19 protein-coding genes are annotated in these 17,732 nt (G+C 38.7%); 6 read left to right on the forward strand and 13 right to left on the reverse strand.

Going from position 1 to position 17,732, the window contains the following annotated elements; translation table 11 throughout:
• Positions 1 to 54: 54 nt before the first annotated feature.
• From HCG49_RS04775 to HCG49_RS04810, 8 genes are all read right to left on the reverse strand, one after another.
• Complete coding sequence (locus HCG49_RS04775) at positions 55 to 750, reverse strand: OmpA family protein (protein WP_168468405.1); 696 nt, start codon at positions 748 to 750, stop codon at positions 55 to 57.
• Between the two features lie 10 nt (positions 751 to 760).
• The gene (locus tag HCG49_RS04780; protein ID WP_168468406.1) at positions 761 to 1,246 is read right to left on the reverse strand and encodes a lipocalin family protein; all 486 of its coding nucleotides are present in this window, start codon (positions 1,244 to 1,246) and stop codon (positions 761 to 763) included.
• A 308-nt stretch (positions 1,247 to 1,554) separates the two neighbouring features.
• Positions 1,555 to 1,932: a hypothetical protein gene (locus HCG49_RS04785; RefSeq protein WP_168468407.1), complete on the reverse strand. Its 378-nt coding sequence runs from the start codon at positions 1,930 to 1,932 to the stop codon at positions 1,555 to 1,557.
• A 4-nt stretch (positions 1,933 to 1,936) separates the two neighbouring features.
• Positions 1,937 to 2,356 (reverse strand): GreA/GreB family elongation factor, encoded by a 420-nt coding sequence (locus HCG49_RS04790; protein ID WP_072764249.1) that lies wholly within the window; start codon positions 2,354 to 2,356, stop codon positions 1,937 to 1,939.
• A gap of 23 nt (positions 2,357 to 2,379) precedes the next feature.
• Complete coding sequence (locus tag HCG49_RS04795) at positions 2,380 to 3,663, reverse strand: Glu/Leu/Phe/Val family dehydrogenase (protein WP_168468408.1); 1,284 nt, start codon at positions 3,661 to 3,663, stop codon at positions 2,380 to 2,382.
• Positions 3,664 to 4,025: 362 nt separating this feature from the next.
• Entirely contained in the window at positions 4,026 to 5,360 is a 1,335-nt protein-coding gene (locus tag HCG49_RS04800) for a sigma-54-dependent transcriptional regulator (RefSeq protein ID WP_168468409.1), read from the reverse strand.
• Between the two features lie 4 nt (positions 5,361 to 5,364).
• Positions 5,365 to 6,456 carry a sensor histidine kinase gene (locus HCG49_RS04805; RefSeq protein ID WP_168468410.1) on the reverse strand — a complete coding sequence of 364 codons (1,092 nt, stop codon included), beginning with the start codon at positions 6,454 to 6,456 and terminating at the stop codon, positions 5,365 to 5,367.
• 35 nt (positions 6,457 to 6,491) lie between these two features.
• Positions 6,492 to 8,468, reverse strand: a complete 1,977-nt coding sequence (locus tag HCG49_RS04810; protein WP_168468411.1) for a thiamine pyrophosphate-dependent enzyme — start codon at positions 8,466 to 8,468, stop codon at positions 6,492 to 6,494.
• 123 nt (positions 8,469 to 8,591) lie between these two features.
• Here HCG49_RS04810 and HCG49_RS04815 point away from each other — a divergent pair, with 123 nt between their 5' ends.
• The 6 genes from HCG49_RS04815 (at position 8,592) to HCG49_RS04840 (ending at position 13,447) form a co-directional block, all read left to right on the forward strand.
• Positions 8,592 to 9,542 (forward strand): isopenicillin N synthase family dioxygenase, encoded by a 951-nt coding sequence (locus HCG49_RS04815; RefSeq protein WP_168468412.1) that lies wholly within the window; start codon positions 8,592 to 8,594, stop codon positions 9,540 to 9,542.
• A 73-nt stretch (positions 9,543 to 9,615) separates the two neighbouring features.
• A complete protein-coding gene (locus HCG49_RS04820) occupies positions 9,616 to 10,221 on the forward strand; it encodes a DinB family protein (protein WP_240938636.1) in 606 nt (201 codons plus the stop codon).
• A gap of 41 nt (positions 10,222 to 10,262) precedes the next feature.
• A complete protein-coding gene (locus tag HCG49_RS04825) occupies positions 10,263 to 10,604 on the forward strand; it encodes a translation initiation factor (protein WP_168468413.1) in 342 nt (113 codons plus the stop codon).
• A 73-nt stretch (positions 10,605 to 10,677) separates the two neighbouring features.
• Positions 10,678 to 11,610, forward strand: coding sequence for a DUF1835 domain-containing protein (locus HCG49_RS04830; RefSeq protein ID WP_168468414.1), 933 nt, complete (start codon positions 10,678 to 10,680; stop codon positions 11,608 to 11,610).
• Between the two features lies 1 nt (position 11,611).
• Positions 11,612 to 12,487, forward strand: a complete 876-nt coding sequence (locus HCG49_RS04835) for a nucleoside phosphorylase (RefSeq protein WP_168468415.1) — start codon at positions 11,612 to 11,614, stop codon at positions 12,485 to 12,487.
• A gap of 105 nt (positions 12,488 to 12,592) precedes the next feature.
• Positions 12,593 to 13,447 (forward strand): substrate-binding domain-containing protein, encoded by an 855-nt coding sequence (locus HCG49_RS04840; protein WP_168468416.1) that lies wholly within the window; start codon positions 12,593 to 12,595, stop codon positions 13,445 to 13,447.
• On the opposite strand, the gene HCG49_RS04845 is transcribed toward HCG49_RS04840, so the two are convergent.
• From HCG49_RS04845 to HCG49_RS04865, 5 genes are all read right to left on the reverse strand, one after another.
• On the reverse strand, positions 13,434 to 14,099 hold the full coding sequence (locus HCG49_RS04845; protein ID WP_168468417.1) for a uracil-DNA glycosylase: 666 nt from the start codon (positions 14,097 to 14,099) through the stop codon (positions 13,434 to 13,436). The genes HCG49_RS04840 and HCG49_RS04845 overlap by 14 nt on opposite strands.
• 290 nt (positions 14,100 to 14,389) lie before the next feature.
• Positions 14,390 to 15,139, reverse strand: a complete 750-nt coding sequence (locus HCG49_RS04850; protein ID WP_072764237.1) for a LytR/AlgR family response regulator transcription factor — start codon at positions 15,137 to 15,139, stop codon at positions 14,390 to 14,392.
• 31 nt (positions 15,140 to 15,170) lie between these two features.
• Positions 15,171 to 16,079, reverse strand: coding sequence for a 1,4-dihydroxy-2-naphthoate octaprenyltransferase (gene menA, locus HCG49_RS04855; protein ID WP_168468418.1), 909 nt, complete (start codon positions 16,077 to 16,079; stop codon positions 15,171 to 15,173).
• A 1-nt stretch (position 16,080) separates the two neighbouring features.
• A complete protein-coding gene (locus HCG49_RS04860; protein WP_168468419.1) occupies positions 16,081 to 16,686 on the reverse strand; it encodes an SPOR domain-containing protein in 606 nt (201 codons plus the stop codon).
• A gap of 134 nt (positions 16,687 to 16,820) precedes the next feature.
• Positions 16,821 to 17,654 carry a S1 RNA-binding domain-containing protein gene (locus HCG49_RS04865; RefSeq protein ID WP_168468420.1) on the reverse strand — a complete coding sequence of 278 codons (834 nt, stop codon included), beginning with the start codon at positions 17,652 to 17,654 and terminating at the stop codon, positions 16,821 to 16,823.
• Positions 17,655 to 17,732: the final 78 nt, after the last annotated feature.

Below are 17,732 nucleotides of genomic sequence, written 5' to 3' on the forward strand. Positions count from 1 at the left end.
AAGCAAAAAACCCGACGAATTTCGTCGGGTTTTTCAAAGAAAAAAAATAAATTTTTATTGTTTTGCCTTGCTTAAAGCTTCTTGTTTTAATTTTTCATTGGCTACGATGACCAATTCTACCCTTCTATTCTTAGCCTTCCCTTCTGCCGTAGCATTGTCTGCCTTTGGCTGAGTCTCTCCATACCAGTTTGTGGTAAGTCTGCCACTCGAAATTCCCTTAGAAACTAAATAATCAGTTACGGATTGGGCGCGTTGTCTAGACAAGTTGTAGTTATACTCCTCGGCTCCTGCGCTATCGGTATGTCCTTCTACCAAAATATTGGTATCTGGATATTCTTTTAGGATACCGATCAATCTGTCCAAAGTGGTCGCCGAAGTGCCTTTTACGGTTGCTTTATTAGTGTCGAAATATACTCCGGCATCTTCATTAAAGGTTACATTTATTCCTTCTCCTACACGGGTTACTTCTGCTCCTGGAATTTCCTCCTCGATACGCTCGGCCTGACGATCCATTCTATCTCCGATATATCCACCGGCAACACCTCCTACAACGGCCCCGATAATGGCACCAAGGGCTGTATTCTTTTTATTACCTACATTATTACCGATCACCCCTCCAATTACGGCACCACCTGCAGCACCGACTGCAGCACCTCTTTGCTTTTTGTTGGTGTTTTTTACAGCAGTACAACTACTAAAAGAAGCCAAAATAATAATGGCCGATAAACTACATACTATTAATTTTTTCATGCTATTGATATTATTCTTTTGAAAATTTATATACAATGGTTATAGGTTCTCCGTCTACAGATACTTTTGACTTTAAGGTCATTTGTTCTTCCGTTAAGGAAGCGATATCTAACCGATACCCTACCCCTCCGGAGATATCTTTATACTTCTCATCTATAAACTTAAATTGCAATTGATTGGGAAGACCTCCCCTATCTACTACAGACCAACGAATGAAGCGATCACCACCGGTACAATCCGTTCCATCCATTAACCAATAACTCCCTGTACTATTATTGTTTCTAAAAAACCAATGACTACCAATAAAACAATTGGCATTTGCATCGTTAAAGAGTACAGATTTAAATTTTCCGCTGTTTCCTTCATAAGAAACATTATTCAGAGTCCAGTTTCCCTCTATCACTTTTCTGTCCATCCGGGCTACTTTGGAAACCGAACATGACGCTAATAGGGAACCCATTACCAAAAGCGCAAAAAAGGGCTTTTTTACATTCATAATTTTTGTATTAATAATTGCTACTTGTTATACGTTGTAAGACTAGCAAAAGTATCCAACCACTTGTTAATATTGCGTTAATTTTTAACCGCTAACAGGCCGTACCCCTTAGTCTCCCAAAAGAAACAGAAGGTATTAATAATAAAGACATTAGAATAGAAATACACCCCAAAAAGTGAAGGAAAGGAGATTTTAGACAGCAACCATCTAAAAAATTTCAAGGGAAAGCAACGCTTTCCCTTGAATTATTAACAGCCATAAAACTCTAATATTAAAACCAACAAACTGGCTGCTAAAATTATTTTTACCTATATGTTTTTTAATATAAGGTTATACACTTCTTCTTTTAGCGGTCTTAGGGACTCGTAAAAGCTTTCATATATATTTCGATATTCCTCGTGCTTGTTCAAATAATAAATATCACATTCGATATCTTCACATTCGTGCACATTGATTAGCGAATTTTTATATCTAAAAAAAACACCCAGACGTAATTTGTTTTCCAAGGCAATATCTTGCAGCCTTTCTTTTAAATCATGCTGGTCTTTAAATTTAGATACTATGTCTTTTAAAATCAAAACCTCCTCCCCGGTATGGACTAAATGATTAATCCAGTTATTTAACTCCAGGGCATCTTTTTTTGCTATTAGTCTATCATCGGAATCATGTTCATAAAATACATTCATAGTTTTACATTAAGATATCAGAATTAATAGAACTTGGCTGTTGCACAACTTCCGTGACTTTAAGGGTCTGCTCTCCATTTCTAAATTCCCAAATAATATCATCGCCTTTAGCATAGCCAATAACCGCAGCCCCCATAGGAGTGAGTATAGAAATTTTATTATTTTTAAAATCTCCTTCTGAAGGAATCACCAATTGAAATTGTTTAGACCAACCGTTCGCAGCTTCAATTGTTACGGCCGAATTAAATCTAATTACATCTTCGGGCATTTCTTCCTCGCTATAAACGATTGCCGACTTTAATTCGTCAGTTAATTTCTGAATAGAATTTTTATATGTGTTGTCTGTATAAAACCCTGAAACGTTAACCAAACGTTTTAAAAGAACAAATTCTTTCTTTTCCAATACCAAATGTCCGTACTTCATAATACACTAATGTTTAAAATTATTTATGGAAATATCCCTCTTTGCACATAGGCCTTTTCAATTCTTTCGATAGCAATCACATAGGCCGAGGTTCTCATGTCCCCATTTCTTTCTTCTGCCTTTACATAAACCCTATCAAAAATTTCTTTCATTTTCTTGTCAAGTTTGGCCAAAACTTCATCCAACTGCCAAAGTTCCCCGTTACGGTTTTGAAGCCATTCAAAATAACTTCCGATCACCCCTCCAGAATTACACAAAATATCCGGAATTATTCCGACCCCATTATTGAGTAATATTTCCTCAGCTTCAACATCTGTTGGGCCATTGGCGCCTTCCGCTATTAAAAAGGCCTTTATTTTATCGGCATTTTCAGCGGTGATCTGGTTTCCTAATGCGGCAGGAATACAGATATCACAATCCAATCCAAAAAAGTCTTCTGTTGGCAAAGCAACGGAGTTAGGAAAATCGACGATACTTCCTTTATTCCCCTGCATATAATCGTTTAACTGAGCGACTGCTATTCCTTGGTGATTGGCAATTGTTCCAAAAGCATCCTGTACCCCTACTAATTTTGCTCCCTCGAGCTCTAAAAAATGAGATGTCCAAAACCCTACGTTCCCGAATCCCTGAACGATGAATCGTTTGTTTTTTAAATCTATTTTCTTCTTTTCTGCCCAGAATTTTATATTCAAGAACACCCCATAGCCGGTAGCGCGGTCTCTTCCTTCAGAACCTCCGGACCCCAGTGGTTTTCCTGTGACCACGTGCTGGTTCTTAGAACGCTCGGCAGGCGATTTAGTAGACATATAGGTATCTACGATCCATGCCATGGTCTGTGAGTTTGTATTCACATCCGGTGCCGGAATATCGTGCTCAGGACCAATATTATCTCCTAATGCATAGGTAAATCTTCTTGTAATCCTTTCTAATTCCGTGATAGAATATTTGCTGGGGTCTATCTGAATCCCACCTTTGGCGCCTCCGTACGGCAAACCTACCAACGACGTTTTCCAAGTCATCCACATAGCAAGTGCCTTGGCCGCATCGATATCTACCGTAGGGTGATACCGCAACCCTCCTTTATATGGACCCAATGCGTTGTTGTGTTGTACACGGTAGCCCGTGAACACTTCTACATCGCCATTATCCATTTTTACAGGAAAATGAATGATAAGTTCATTATTGGTTATACTTAATATTTTTTTAATATTTGGATTAAGATTTATTATGTCTGCAGCATGATTAAATTGACTCATCACGTTTTCCAACATGCCCTGTTTCAATTCTTTTTTTGTTTTTGTTATCATATTCTTGCTTTTAATAAACTCTAAGATTTGTTTTCATTTTAAAAGAATGGCTAGCAGGCAAAACCTTTGAGTCTCCCGGTTCAAATTCGTTACAGGACCAAATATTATTTTTGTTCGTGGTTAAAACGCAATTCGCGAAATGCTCACAACTGATACATAAACTAGTACTATTCCTCATAATAGTTTTTTTTTAGTACAAACATAAAGGCAACTACAGTGCCAATTAAGCCTCACTAATCCTATTGAAAGTATATCTTGCTTATTATTAGTTGGTTATAAAAACAAAGACGTTTTTAGACCACCCCTCATGTGGGGAGTATTTCCCCATGTGAGGGGTAATTCCCCATATTAAACTATGAAAGTTATTGTATTTTTTGCCGAAGAGTTTTGCGGTCTATTTGCAGAATTTCTGCCGCTTGCGATTTATTGTTATTGGTAGCTTCGAGTACTTTAAGAATATATTTTTTTTCGATCTCTCTTAAGGGAAGAAGGCCTTCTTCAGGAAATTCTATCTTAAACTTTAAGTTATCGGGCAAATCGGCTACCTCAATTTGCTTGTCGCACATAATTACGGCTCTTTGGATAACATTTTCGAGCTCCCGTATATTTCCTGGCCAATGGTGTCTTTTTAATAGCTCCATGGCCTCGGGGGTAATCCCCAACAATCGGTCTTTATATTCTATCCCATATTTGAGCAAGAATTTATCGACTAACAAAGGTATATCGGATTTTCTATCCCTAAGAGGCGGTACATCAATTTCGACTACTGTCAACCTATAATAAAGATCTTCTCTAAAAAGCTCCTTTTTAACTTGGGCACTTAGGTCGCTATTAGTCGCTGCAATAACCCTTACCTCTATTTTCTCCGCCTTTTGAGAGCCTACCTTGGTCACCTCTTTTTCTTGCAGTACCCGTAAAAGTTTGGATTGTACCGATAGTGAGGCGTTGCCTATTTCATCTAAGAAAAGAGTTCCCTTATTTGCGGCCTGAAAAAACCCGTTCCTATCTTCATTCGCCCCGGTAAAAGCTCCTTTGGCGTAACCAAATAGTTCGGCCTCTAAAAGATTTTCGGGAATAGCTCCGCAGTTGACGGCTATAAAAGGTGCTCTGGAGTATTTTCCCATATAATGTACAGAACGGGCAACCAGCTCCTTCCCCGTACCACTTTCACCCTTTATAAGTACCGTGGCCTTATTGTCCTTGACCCGATCAATGATATCGGTAACCTTTTTTATTTCCGCAGATTGCCCGATGAGCTCTCCGTAGGCAAGCTTCTTTTCTTTTGGCGAATTTGAGAGGAGCTTGACATTTTCTTTCTCCTTGACAGCCCCGGCAAAGGAATTTAAGACGGCATTCTTGAGTTCGTCCTTTGTAAAAGGTTTCACCAAATAATCTAACACTCCGGCCTTAATCACATGTAGTGCATCATTTATTGATGGATAACCAGTAACCACAAGTTTTGGCAATGTCGGATAATGCTCTGATACATATTTTACCAACTGAAAGCCATCTACCTCCGGCATTTTTAGATCGGTTATCAATAAATCTATCTGGGTGTCCTTTAAAATAACTAAGGCTTCTTTTACCGATACGGCCTTATAAGCATGATAATTAAAGGATTGTAAGTGCCTATGAATCAGCTCTAAAATATTCACGTCATCATCTACAATTAAGATATTCTCTTTATTAAAGCCCATGCGCCTATTGTTTGGGGAAATTAAGGGCAAAGATAGTACCTTTAGGCTTGTTAGCAGTATATTTTATAGTGCCTTTATGACTTTTCACTATGCCATGAACCACGCTTAAACCCAATCCCGAGCCCTCTCCAACAGGTTTTGTGCTATAAAAGGGCTCAAAAATCTTATCCTTGGTTTTTGGATTTATCCCTGGCCCCTGATCTTTGATGTATATAACAACACTATCCTCTTTATTTGTTACCTGTATTTCTATTTTACTTCTTACCGGAGAAAAGTAAATCGCATTGAGCACAAGATTAAAAATCACTTGGGTCAACTGAATAGAATCTACCCGTAAATAAATATCATCGGCATTAAACTGCAACTCTGGAACTACCTTGTTTTTCTTAAAAATAGGATCCATTAAGTTGATTGCATGACTTATAATGGGATTGATATTGACCAAGCTCATTTGCTGCGGCATTTCACAGGCAAAAAACATCAGCTTTTTGACCACTTCCCTAGAAAAAATGGTACTGTTTATAATTTTATCGAGATCTTTACTAGCTTGTGAATCGTCTTCCAACCTGCTTTTTAAAAGTTCGGAAAAACCTAGAATATTGGCTAATGGGGTATTTAATTCATGGGCGATCCCTGCGGTAATTTCACCAAGAATCCCAAGCCTATCGGCTCTTTCCATTTTTTTTCTAATGATATCCTCATTGTCTTTAATCTGTTTTCGCTCTAACAGGTTTCCCACTTCCATGCACACATTCTTGAGAAGCTTGCTTTCTTCCTCTAAAAATGCCGAGGCCTGGTATTTTTGAGCGGGATAGGAAACTTTTATACGCCCTATTTTCTTATTAAAAACACGAATGCTCGATTTCAGGGAAACGACCTCTTCTGCAATTGGGGCCGTAGATAGGCTGTATTGATCCGTCACCATGATCACTTGGGCGTCGTTGGTAAAACGCCAAGCCTTTTTAAGACATTGCAATATTCCTTTCAGAGCATCTTCAATTTGGTTGTAATCACAATTCACGATGATGGAGGTTACCTCGTATAAACAAGTGAGCTCCTTAATTCTTTCATTCAGTTTTTCCTCTGCCGTAATCATATTCTTCAATTATACGTTCAAAATATTGGATTGCCTTAATAATCCAATAATTTTAAAAGCTCCTTTGTGAAGCGTTCTTTGGGTAAATAATTCTCTTCCAACGATTTTGCAAATGGTATTGGTGTTTGTAAACTTGCTACCCTTTTTACCGGGGCATCCAGGTACTCAAAACAATTCTCCATGACCAAGGCCGAAATATCGCTGGCCATACCCCCAAAAATGCTGTCTTCTTGCAAGATAATAAGTTTTCCTGTCTTTTTCACGGAAGAATAAATGGCTTTTGTGTCTAATGGCTGTAAGCTTCTCAGATCCAACACATCGGCACTCACACCAGGATTCTTCTCTAAGGCTTCCAAAACCCAATGCACCCCAAGACCATAAGAGACTATGGTAATAGCCTCTCCTTCTTTTAATAAAGCTGCTTTCCCAAAAGGAAGGGAGTAATAATCGGCAGGCACCTCTTGGTAACTACTGCGGTACAAGCCTTTGTGCTCAAAGAACAACACTGGATTAGGATCGTTAATAGCAGTGATCAACATACCTTTAGCGTCATAGGGAAAGGCCGGATACACTACTTTTAAGCCCGGAGTTTTGGTAAACCACGCCTCATTGGTCTGGGAATGAAACGGTCCGGCCCCCACCCCTCCTCCACAAGGCATACGGATAACCACATCGGCATTCTCTCCCCAACGATAATGTACTTTGGCCAAGTAATTAACAATAGGGTTAAACCCGGTACTTACAAAATCTGCAAATTGCATTTCTACTACGGCCTTCATTCCATTTATAGAAAGCCCCATTGCCAAAGAAACCACGGCCGACTCACAAATGGGGGTGTTGCGGACCCGGTCTTTTCCAAAGGCATCCACAAATCCCTCCGTGATTTTAAATACACCTCCGTAATCTGCAATGTCTTGCCCCATAATGACCAACTGTTGGTGCTTTTCCATGGATTGCCGTAACCCCTGGGATATTGCATCGACAAACCGAATTTTGTTCCTTAGCCCGGCAGGCTTGTGCTCTTGGTAATCGTATTCTTTAAAAACATCGTTGAGCTCGGTTTCCTCGTTAAAAACAACTTCTTCTTCGCCCAAGGCTTCTTTCAGCCTTTCCTCTATGTCGCCAGACACCTGAGTCATGAAGGTCTCCTTTAATTGGGGCGTTAAGATTTTTTCTTCAAATAAGTATTGTTCATAATTCAACAAAGGGTCCTTCTTTCCCCATTCCTCCAAAAGCTGCTGTGGCACATATTTGGTACCACTTGCCTCCTCATGCCCGCGCATCCTAAAAGTTTTAAACTCTATAAGGACTGGACGGGGGTTTTTCCGCATTTCTTGGCAAATCTGTGTTACTTTATTAAACACCTCTATAATATTATTGCCATCTATTATATGCGATTCTACTCCGTAACCAACGCCCTTATCGGCCAAGTTTTCACATCTGTACTGCTCATGGGTTGGGGTAGATAGGCCATAGCTATTGTTTTCTATACAAAATAGCACTGGCAGATCCCAAACGGCGGCCAAATTAAGGGCTTCGTGAAAATCGCCTTCACTGGTACCTCCTTCTCCGGTAAAAACCGCGGTTACGGCTTTCTTTTTTTGTAGCAAATTTGCTAGGGCTATTCCGTCGGCTACCCCAAGTTGGGGGCCCAAATGAGATATCATCCCTACTATTTTGTGTTCCTTGGCCCCAAAATGAAAGCTGCGGTCCCTGCCCTTGGTATACCCGCTTTTTTTGCCCTGCCATTGTGCAAAAAGTCGCTTCAATGGAACGTTCCTTGTGGTAAAAACCCCGAGGTTACGATGCATGGGCAAGATATAATCGTCATCGGACAAAGCAGCTGTAACACCCACAGAAATAGCCTCTTGCCCAATACCACTGAACCATTTGGATATTCTTCCCTGACGCAAAAGAATTAACATTTTTTCCTCTATAAGACGTGGCTTTAATAGCTGCTGATATAGTTCCAACTGCGTTGCTTTATCTAAAGTATGACCCTTGTAGTGCATGTTATGGTATTTGGTTAAGGAAGTATAAATGTAACGAAAAGACAAAAACAATGTCTAGCAGAATTTAATAAGAAGGTTGCTTTAATATTTCTTAACTTTGATATATCCTAAAAAACAGCAATAATGAGTGCAATACCAAGTGTAAATCTAGCAGATTTTATATCAGGAGATGAATCTAGAAAACAAAAATTCATCGAAGAAATAGGAAATGCATTTGAAAACATAGGCTTTGTTGCCCTAAGCGGCCATTTTTTATCCGAAAAACTAATCGAAGACCTATATCGAGAAATCAAGGATTTTTTCAATCTCCCCCAAGAGGTAAAGGACCAATACGAAATTGAAGGTCTTGGTGGTCAAAGAGGGTATACTTCCTTTGGAAAGGAACATGCCAAAGGCAAAAAAGAAGGTGATTTAAAAGAGTTTTGGCATTTCGGTCAATATGTAACGGACAATCCTACATTAGAAGCCGAATACCCAAAAAACCTGCACGTCAAGGAGCTCAAAAATTTTGACCAAGTTGGCAAGGAAACCTATAAGATGTTAGAAAAGACCGCACAATATGTACTGCGAGCCTTGGCGATCCATTTAAATTTGGAAGAATCTTATTTCGATGAGTTTATAAAAAACGGAAATTCCATATTAAGACCCATTCACTATCCGCCCATTACACAAGAGCCTAAAAATGCTGTGAGAGCAGCGGCTCATGGCGATATCAATTTAATCACCCTATTGATGGGAGCACATGGAAAAGGCCTACAGGTAAAAAACCATAATGGCGATTGGGTAGATGCTATTGCACGTCCCGATGAATTAATGATCAATGTAGGGGACATGCTTTCTCGACTGACGAACAACAAATTAAAATCTACCATTCACCAAGTAGTCAATCCGCCTCGCGAACTGTGGGGTACTTCAAGGTACTCTGTTCCTTTTTTTATGCACCCTATCAGTGAGATGCCTTTAAATTGTCTGGAAAATTGTGTCGATGAAAACAATCCCAAACAATATGAAGATATTACTGCCGGGGAGTATTTACATGAAAGATTAATAGAATTAGGACTTATTAAGGCATAAAACGCCCTTTTTGGCTGTAGACATTCATGGCGTTAAGGAAATACAACAAATTAACCCTTTAAAATTACGTATTATGAAGACTTTAGCAGTTATAGTATTAGCCATGGCGTCATTATGTTTTACCAACACTACAAATCCTCTTACCGATGCCGAAAGAGAAGCCGCCATTAAAGAAATGACCTCGACAAGAGATCGTTTATTAAACACTATGGCGAATTTAAGTGAAGAACAGCTCACTTATAAAGCATCGGAAGATTCCTGGTCTATTGCCGATTGTACCGAACATATTGCCGTCTCGGAAAATATGATCTTCGATATGCTATTAGCAACATTGGAAATACAGCCCGATACTGCAAAAAGATCTGAAGTGAATCATTCAGATGAACAGATTCTTGCGATGATCTCAGACCGATCGAACAAGGTAAAAACTAGCAAGGCATTTGAACCGACCGGAAAATATGGCTCTCACGAGGCCGCATTAGAAAATTTCAAAACCAAGCGTGACCAACATATCGAATTCATTAAAAACACACAGGAGGATCTAAGGAACCGCTATCAGCAGGTGCCTTTTGGGACCCTAGACGCCTATCAGATCCTGTTGTTTATCGCCGCACACACAGAGCGACACGTACAACAAATAGAAGAAATCATTGCCGATCCGGGATTTCCGACAGAATAATTTTATCAAATAAATTAAAATCAAATTATATTACTTTTAACATGGACCTACAAGATCAATTAAAAAATCTATTTCCAGACCACGAAGTTTCTACCAATGCTTCCGAAGACAAAAAAAATGCCAAGGATGACACGGGAATTTGGATGCAAGATGATCCCATTATTTGCAAATACGAAAAGAGAAAAGGAAAACCTACCACTATTTTGGAAGGGTATACCGGCGCAGAAGAAGATTTTAAAAAACTGGCCAAAGAATTAAAGACAAAACTCAGCGTTGGAGGAAGTTTTAAAGATGACAGTATTATCATCCAAGGTGATTACCGAGATAAAATAATGACCATATTAAAAGATAAAGGCTTTAAAGTGAAGCGTGTAGGAGGTTAGAGTTTTGTTAATTATTTTTAGTCCATAGAATAAATCACTACTTTTAATAGTCACAACCTAAACTACCAAGACAATGAATTCCCAGTTACACATAACAAATGGTGACCTGTTCACCAAAAAACTTAAGGGCCTAAAATTGCCAGGGGACATTATCACTTGGCGAGAAATGTTGTGCGAAGGAAAGACAGAGACCAATGTCGGTAGTGAATCCTTTTGGAAGACTAGATTTGATTTCCTGAATAAAAACTACAAGGTCTCCAAGTCTTGGTTTATTGATAAAACTTTAAAGGAATACCGTTCGCTTTGTAGCCATAAAAAGGAAGACCATATTGTTTTGTGGTTTGATTACGATCTTTTCTGCCAAATTAACATGCTTGCTGTTATCAGTTGGTTAAAGACGCATAGGCCTTATGCAGAAATATCTATGGTTTGTCATGTGGATGATGAAAACTCTAGTCCATTATTGAACCTAACCGACTTAAACAAGGAAGAATTAAAGAATTTATACGAAAACCGTACGTTTTTAACCCAAGATGATGTTGAATACGCCGATTACGTATGGCAACTTTATTGTAGTGACAATCCTATCCGACTAGAAAATTTAATGGATTTTGATGATTTCCAATTTAAATATCTTTCCGGAGCCATTAGGTCTCATTTGATGCGTTTCCCGACCATAAAAAATGGTTTGAACGAAGTAGAAAACAACATCTTGAGATTGGCCGTCAAGGAAAGCCCAAAAACAAAAATCGACTTGCTTAAAACAGTGTTGAAAAATCAGGGCAACTACGGTTTTGGTGACACCCAGTACACAAGGGTCATTACAAAACTTACACCTTTGTTCACTGATTTCAACCCTGTTAAACTTTCTAAAAAAGGAATCGCAATTTTAGAAGGAAAGACTAGTTATTATTCTTGTATCCAAGAAAACACCGCCTATTTGGGCGGCGCCTTAAAATATAGTTTCCTATACAATTCAGAAACCAACCGCATATTAAAATTATAACATGAAGATTGGTTCATCCGAGCTCATCCTTAATGCCGACCATAGCATCTACCACCTTAATTTACTGCCAGAAGACCTATCGGACACCATTATAACCGTAGGTGATCCTGATAGAGTACCCTTGGTTTCCCAATATTTTGATACTATTGAAATCAAAAAAGGAAAAAGGGAATTCCACACCCATACCGGCACCTTAAAGGGTAAACGCATTAGCGTTATTTCAACGGGAATAGGCACTGATAATATTGATATTGTATTGAACGAACTCGACGCTTTGGTCAATATCGATTTCAACAGCAGGACGGTAAAAAAACACCCCACCTCCCTCAATATTATCCGTATTGGCACCTCGGGGGCCATACAGCCCCACATCCCTATTGATTCTTTTTTGTTGAGCGAGCATGCCATTGGACTGGATAGTCTATTGCATTTTTATGACAGCAGCAGTATTCAGCATCACGAAATACAACAAGCATTTATACAACATACCAATTGGTGCAAAGACAAATCGACTCCCTATGTGGTTGGTTGTGATAAAGAATTGGCAGAAATTTTGACATCAGATAAAATCCGATATGGCTTTACTGCTACCAATGTGGGGTTCTATGGTCCACAAGGTCGTACACTGCGATTAAAAACGCAGGACGACAAACTGAATTCCAAGCTTGCAAGTTTTAAATTTAAAGACAAACAAATATCCAATCTGGAAATGGAAACCTCTGGCATTTATGGTCTTTCAAAATTACTAGGCCACCGCGCCGTTTCTTTAAACTGCATTTTAGCCAATAGAAGTACGGGAGAATTTTCTACCAAACCAGAAAAATCTATCCATGAACTAATTACATATACCTTAGACAAATTAACCAAAGGACTATAGGACAAGACCACAGCCTAATGTCAAGAGCGATTTTTGAAGCGCTGTAAAACGGCAGCTACCTTACCCTTTAAATCCTTATTTTACATTAACATAACAACATTAATATTGAAAAAAGTTACTATTATCGGTGTTCCGGAACATTTTAATTTCCCTTGGCATTTAGCCATTGAAGAAGGTGCCTTTGAAGCCCGGGGCATTCAACTGGAATGGACCGACATTCCTGAAGGAACGGGTAAAATGGCGCAAATGCTGAAAGACCAAGAAACAGATTTAGCCATTATCCTCACCGAAGGAATCACTAAAAGCATTACAGAAGGCAATCCGTCCAAGATTGTACAAGAATACATTGCCAGTCCTCTTTTATGGGGAATCCATGTTGGCGCCAATAGCGACCTACACCATATGGACGACCTCAAAGGCAAAAAGGCGGCCATAAGCAGGTATGGCAGTGGTAGCCATTTAATGGCTTATGTAAACGCGCAAAATCAGGGTTGGGACACAGAAGGACTAAACTTTGAAGTAATCAATAACCTCGATGGGGCCGTTGAGGCCTTAAGCGATGGCACTGCCGATTATTTCATGTGGGAAAGGTTTACAACCAAACCAATAGTCGATAAGGGCATTTTTAGACGAATTACGGATTGTCCTACCCCATGGCCTTGTTTCGTAATTGCAGCCACGGACAAATTCATAGCCGAGAATTCTACCGTCTTAAACCACATTTTAGAAGTGATTAACAGCTACACGCTCGAATTTAAACAAATACCAAGTATAGATCGCACCTTAGCCAATAATTACAGCCAGCAATTAGAGGATCTTCAGCAATGGATGACCCTCACGCGATGGAGCCAGAAGAACCTTGCTCCCAACACCTTAAAACAGGTTCAGGAAACGCTCATCGACTTAAATTTAATAAGTCAATGCATGCCGTACGAGGACTTGGTATTTACCAAGAAATAAGAGGTCTATTGGCTTTTTTTAATATTTCATTGGTCATAGAAAAGTGCTTGTTACCAAACCAGTACCCTCTATTGGCACTTAAAGGAGAAGGGTGTCCGGAGGTTAAGATATGATGTTTTTTAGCATCTATTAATTTTGCTTTCTTTTTAGCAAAACCTCCCCATAACAAAAACACTATTCCCTCCTTTTCTTGGGAAACTTTTTCGATAACAGCATCGGTAAAAGTTTCCCATCCTTGTTTCTGATGGCTAGCAGCCTCCCTCTCGCGTACGGTTAAGGTGGCATTTAACAATAAGACCCCTTGTTTTGCCCAAGCCTCCAGATTGCCACTAAGTGGATATCTTTTTCCCAGATCTGCTTCCATTTCCTTAAAAATATTCATCAGGGAAGGCGGATGCCCCACGCCCTCATTTACCGAAAAACAAAGACCATTGGCCTGCCCAGGGCCATGATAAGGGTCTTGCCCCAAAATAACCACCTTGGTGTCCTGAAAATTACAGAAGTCAAAGGCCGCAAAAATAGCTTCCTTCTTAGGGTAGCAAACATGCTTGGCATACTCTTGTTTTACAAAATCATTTAAAACGGAAAAATAAGGTTTGTCAAGTTCAGGTTGTAGCGGCTTTTGCCAACTTGGATGAAGATCAAAAATCATTTATGAGGATCATTAAGGTGTTATGGCACTTAGTAGTACCTGCGCCAAAATTAATCAAAAACCAATCAATTCGAAAATGAAACAAAATCACTTCCAACAAGAAGGGTCAATTCAATAATCCACGGCCTCAGTGGTATTTAGCCTCCCTCTAACAATATATTTCTATATAAACAGTGCCACGCCCACAATGTAAAAGATTGGGCTACACCAGCTCCCGGACCAGGACAAACAAGAAAGACACCCTAATAGGTGCCTTTTTATTTAATACCGTAGCTCTTAAAATGATTGATTTAGGAATTCATCGCAGAAATTATAAATTCCTTGAATTCCTTAGAAATCGGAATTAAAGTATCGTTTATTAAGATATCCCTGGAATTGATCGCATCGATATGATCTACATTGACGATATACGACTTATGTGCCCTGTAAAACTTATGCTGAGGCAGCTTTTCCAAATAATCTTTTAGAGGGGAGCGAACCAAAAACTTTTTATCGACCGTATTTACTTCCAAATACACATTGTCGGCTTTGATAAACTTAATATCCCCAAATTGGATTCGATAATATAAATGCTGTTTTTTCACAAAAATGGAATCCTTCAGCACCTTATTAGACATTAACTTATCGTCTTCCTCTTCGTCCTTTTCCCCATTCTTCTTTATTTCTGTAAAATTGGACAGGGCAATTTCTATAGATGTATAAAGATCTTGTTGCTCAAAAGGTTTTACCAAATAACCATTGGGTTTTACTGTTTTTGCATTTTCAACAGTAGCTCTATCAGAATTGGAGGTAACGAATATAAAGGGAATGCTATAGTTTTCCCTGATGTGTTTTCCTAAATCTATACCTGTTTTATCAGAAGCCAAAATAATGTCGATCAGTACTAAATCGACCTCTTTATTTTTTAATACTTCTACAGCTTGTTCATATACTATAACATTGTCTACTATTTCGTAACCTATTTCTTCCAGCATCGATTGCATGTCATCGGCGATTATGACATTATCCTCTACAATAAGTATTCTGATTGGTTGTTCCACGGCATAAGTTTTAGTTGGTTAGTACTCAAACTTACGAAAAATTATAATAACTAAAATAAAACAGTAGGGCCAATAAAAAAGTACTCAGCGCTAATTTTTTAAGTTCTGGATCTAACAAAACGGTGTTTTTGGTTTTCAACACCTTTCTTAAATGTATGAATATAGTAATAAAAGCCAATAAATGTAGGGCATTTAACCAACTTTGAAAATTTAAGACCGTAAATACTAGCATGGCCAAAAAACTCAAAACGATCAAAAACGCATGATATATTTTTCCTTTTTCAACACCAATTTTAACAATAACGGTGTTTTTATTCGCTAGTTTATCGGACTTATAGTCGCGTAAATTATTTAAATTCAGCACGCCAGTACTCAACAGGCCTATGGTAATAGCCGGAAAAACCCCCATATATTCCATGGATTTAGTATATAGGAACATGGCTCCCAAAACCCCGAGCAACCCAAAGAAAAGAAAAACAAAAACATCTCCTAGGCCTCTATATCCGTAGGCAGATGTACCCACCGTATACCTAATGGCCGCCCAGATGCTAAGTGCCCCTAACCCGCCAAATATGACAATGTATTTTAAATTTTCGGCACCAAAAGCGTAGAACAACAAACTTATTACCAACAATATACAGATCACCACAGCGGTGAGAATACCATTTTTCAACTCCTTCCGGGACAGGAGGCCGCTTTGGTAGGCTCGTTTTGGGCCTACCCGATTTTCATTGTCCGTTCCTTTTACTCCATCCCCGTAATCATTGGCAAAATTTGAAGTAACCTGAAATCCGATTGTAGTACAAACGGCAAGGAAAAAAATGCCCATATTAAATTCACCGTACATCCCCCCTAAAACAGTACCTACAATGATACCCGATAGAGAAAGGGGAAGTGTTCTTAATCGCGCTGCGTTAAGCCAAGCTTTTATTTTCAACAAACTAGTAAGGTTCTTCTATTTCTATTCGTTTTCCATCTTTGTAAGAGGCCACAAAGGCGTCTTTAAACCCCATATTGACCAATTGATATCTAAAGGAGCGCGCCTCTTCCAAGGTTTCGAAATTCCCTAAGGAATAAGAATAAAAAGGATTAGCCTTTGCAAATAGGGTATTTCCCAAAGACTCAGAGGATAAGGTTATATTGTTATCTACGAAAGTTTTTACCTGAACAGAATATATTTTTTCTTTATTCAAGAACCTTTTAGCCAAATAAAATTCGTGCAACAGACTAAGTTCCTCGTTTTGCTTTTTAATATTTTCAATCCGTCCTTTTATTATATCCAAACTATCGATTAAACCAATAACCTCTAAGCTGTTACGATACTGTTGATTAGACGATTTTACAAAACCGGCATTATACGAAAAAGCCACCATACCGCCAATCAGGAAAAGTCCAGTGACTATTCCTAAGACGTTGCGCTGTATCTTACTTCGTTTTAACTCCTTATTCTTGTGCTTTATTTGATCTAAAAGGCGATCATTTATAATTTGCGCCTTATCAATATCCTTGTGCAATTCTAACAAATCGCTTTCTTCAATGAATGGCATAAATGCTTAAATTTTAATATAAAAATACGTTTCTTTCGCTGCTTAAAAGTAAAGGGTGATGTTTCGGTAAAAGAAGGCTCCTTCATCGAACTCCTTCACAGCAAATGCTCCTGCCTAGGACCGCCGCAATTGTATTATTCAATCAGGTGAATACTGTCTGATTTAATTTCAATTTTGCGTTCCTTGTAAAGGGCTCCTATTCCTTTTTTAAAGGTTTTCTTACTCATTTGAAGCTGCCTTTTTATATCCTCAGGATCCGATTTATCGTGAAGGTTCAGTTTGCCTCCATGGGCCAACAGTTTTTCATAGATAAGATTGGCCGCCGGTTCCAAACTTTGGTATCCTATTGGCTGTAAGGCTACATCTATCTTATTGTCGGGTCTTATATGCTTAATATATCCTTTTAACTTATCCCCTACCGCTACCTTCTTAAATACTTCGTTGGCATAGACAAGTCCCTTATGTTGGTTATTGACAATAACTTCCCATCCTAAATCGGTAAACCTGGTCACCACTAAATCAACCTCGTCCAATACCTTTACGGTTAATAGATCGTTGGATAAAAATTTATCCAGCTTATTAGAAGCTACCAAACGGTTGGTCTTTTCATCCAAATAACAATGCACTACATACCACTGTCCTTCCTGCATTTTATTTCGCTGCTCGCGAAACGGCACTAATAAATGCTTCTCCAGTCCCCAATCCATGAAAGCACCAAAATCATTAACCTCTGCTACTTCCAGTAACTGAAACTGATCGACCATCACAAAGGGTTCCAATGTAGTGGCTACTATACGTTCTTCATGATCTAAATAACAGAATACATTTATAAAATCTCCTATTTCAAATTCCTCTGGCACATACTTATTGGGAAGCAGAACATCATTCCCTTCTTCATCTCCTAAAAAGAGTCCCACGCTGGTATCTCTTAATATTTCTAAATTGCTATATTTTCCTAATGCTATCATGCTACAAAAATACATTTAAAAAGAATCATGCGTAAAAAAAAAGCCGCTCTTTTTAAAGAACGGCCCATATCTCTATTT

Origin of the sequence: Arenibacter sp. 6A1 (genome assembly GCF_012272855.1) — a bacterium.
Taxonomy (GTDB): Bacteria; Bacteroidota; Bacteroidia; order Flavobacteriales; family Flavobacteriaceae; genus Arenibacter.

Bases quoted from the DNA above. Each gene is read 5' to 3' on its own strand.
- HCG49_RS04800 (WP_168468409.1), bottom strand. From the start codon at position 5,360: ATGGGCTTTAATAAAGAGAATATCTTAATTGTAGATGATGACGTGAAT.
- HCG49_RS04825 (WP_168468413.1), top strand. From the start codon at position 10,263: ATGGACCTACAAGATCAATTAAAAAATCTATTTCCAGACCACGAAGTT.
- HCG49_RS04845 (WP_168468417.1), bottom strand. From the start codon at position 14,099: ATGATTTTTGATCTTCATCCAAGTTGGCAAAAGCCGCTACAACCTGAA.
- HCG49_RS04780 (WP_168468406.1), bottom strand. From the start codon at position 1,246: ATGAATGTAAAAAAGCCCTTTTTTGCGCTTTTGGTAATGGGTTCCCTA.
- HCG49_RS04835 (WP_168468415.1), top strand. From the start codon at position 11,612: ATGAAGATTGGTTCATCCGAGCTCATCCTTAATGCCGACCATAGCATC.
- HCG49_RS04795 (WP_168468408.1), bottom strand. From the start codon at position 3,663: ATGATAACAAAAACAAAAAAAGAATTGAAACAGGGCATGTTGGAAAAC.
- HCG49_RS04785 (WP_168468407.1), bottom strand. From the start codon at position 1,932: ATGAATGTATTTTATGAACATGATTCCGATGATAGACTAATAGCAAAA.
- HCG49_RS04775 (WP_168468405.1), bottom strand. From the start codon at position 750: ATGAAAAAATTAATAGTATGTAGTTTATCGGCCATTATTATTTTGGCT.
- HCG49_RS04810 (WP_168468411.1), bottom strand. From the start codon at position 8,468: ATGCACTACAAGGGTCATACTTTAGATAAAGCAACGCAGTTGGAACTA.
- HCG49_RS04790 (WP_072764249.1), bottom strand. From the start codon at position 2,356: ATGAAGTACGGACATTTGGTATTGGAAAAGAAAGAATTTGTTCTTTTA.
- HCG49_RS04815 (WP_168468412.1), top strand. From the start codon at position 8,592: ATGAGTGCAATACCAAGTGTAAATCTAGCAGATTTTATATCAGGAGAT.
- HCG49_RS04860 (WP_168468419.1), bottom strand. From the start codon at position 16,686: ATGCCATTCATTGAAGAAAGCGATTTGTTAGAATTGCACAAGGATATT.
- HCG49_RS04820 (WP_240938636.1), top strand. From the start codon at position 9,616: ATGAAGACTTTAGCAGTTATAGTATTAGCCATGGCGTCATTATGTTTT.
- HCG49_RS04865 (WP_168468420.1), bottom strand. From the start codon at position 17,654: ATGATAGCATTAGGAAAATATAGCAATTTAGAAATATTAAGAGATACC.
- HCG49_RS04830 (WP_168468414.1), top strand. From the start codon at position 10,678: ATGAATTCCCAGTTACACATAACAAATGGTGACCTGTTCACCAAAAAA.
- HCG49_RS04805 (WP_168468410.1), bottom strand. From the start codon at position 6,456: ATGATTACGGCAGAGGAAAAACTGAATGAAAGAATTAAGGAGCTCACT.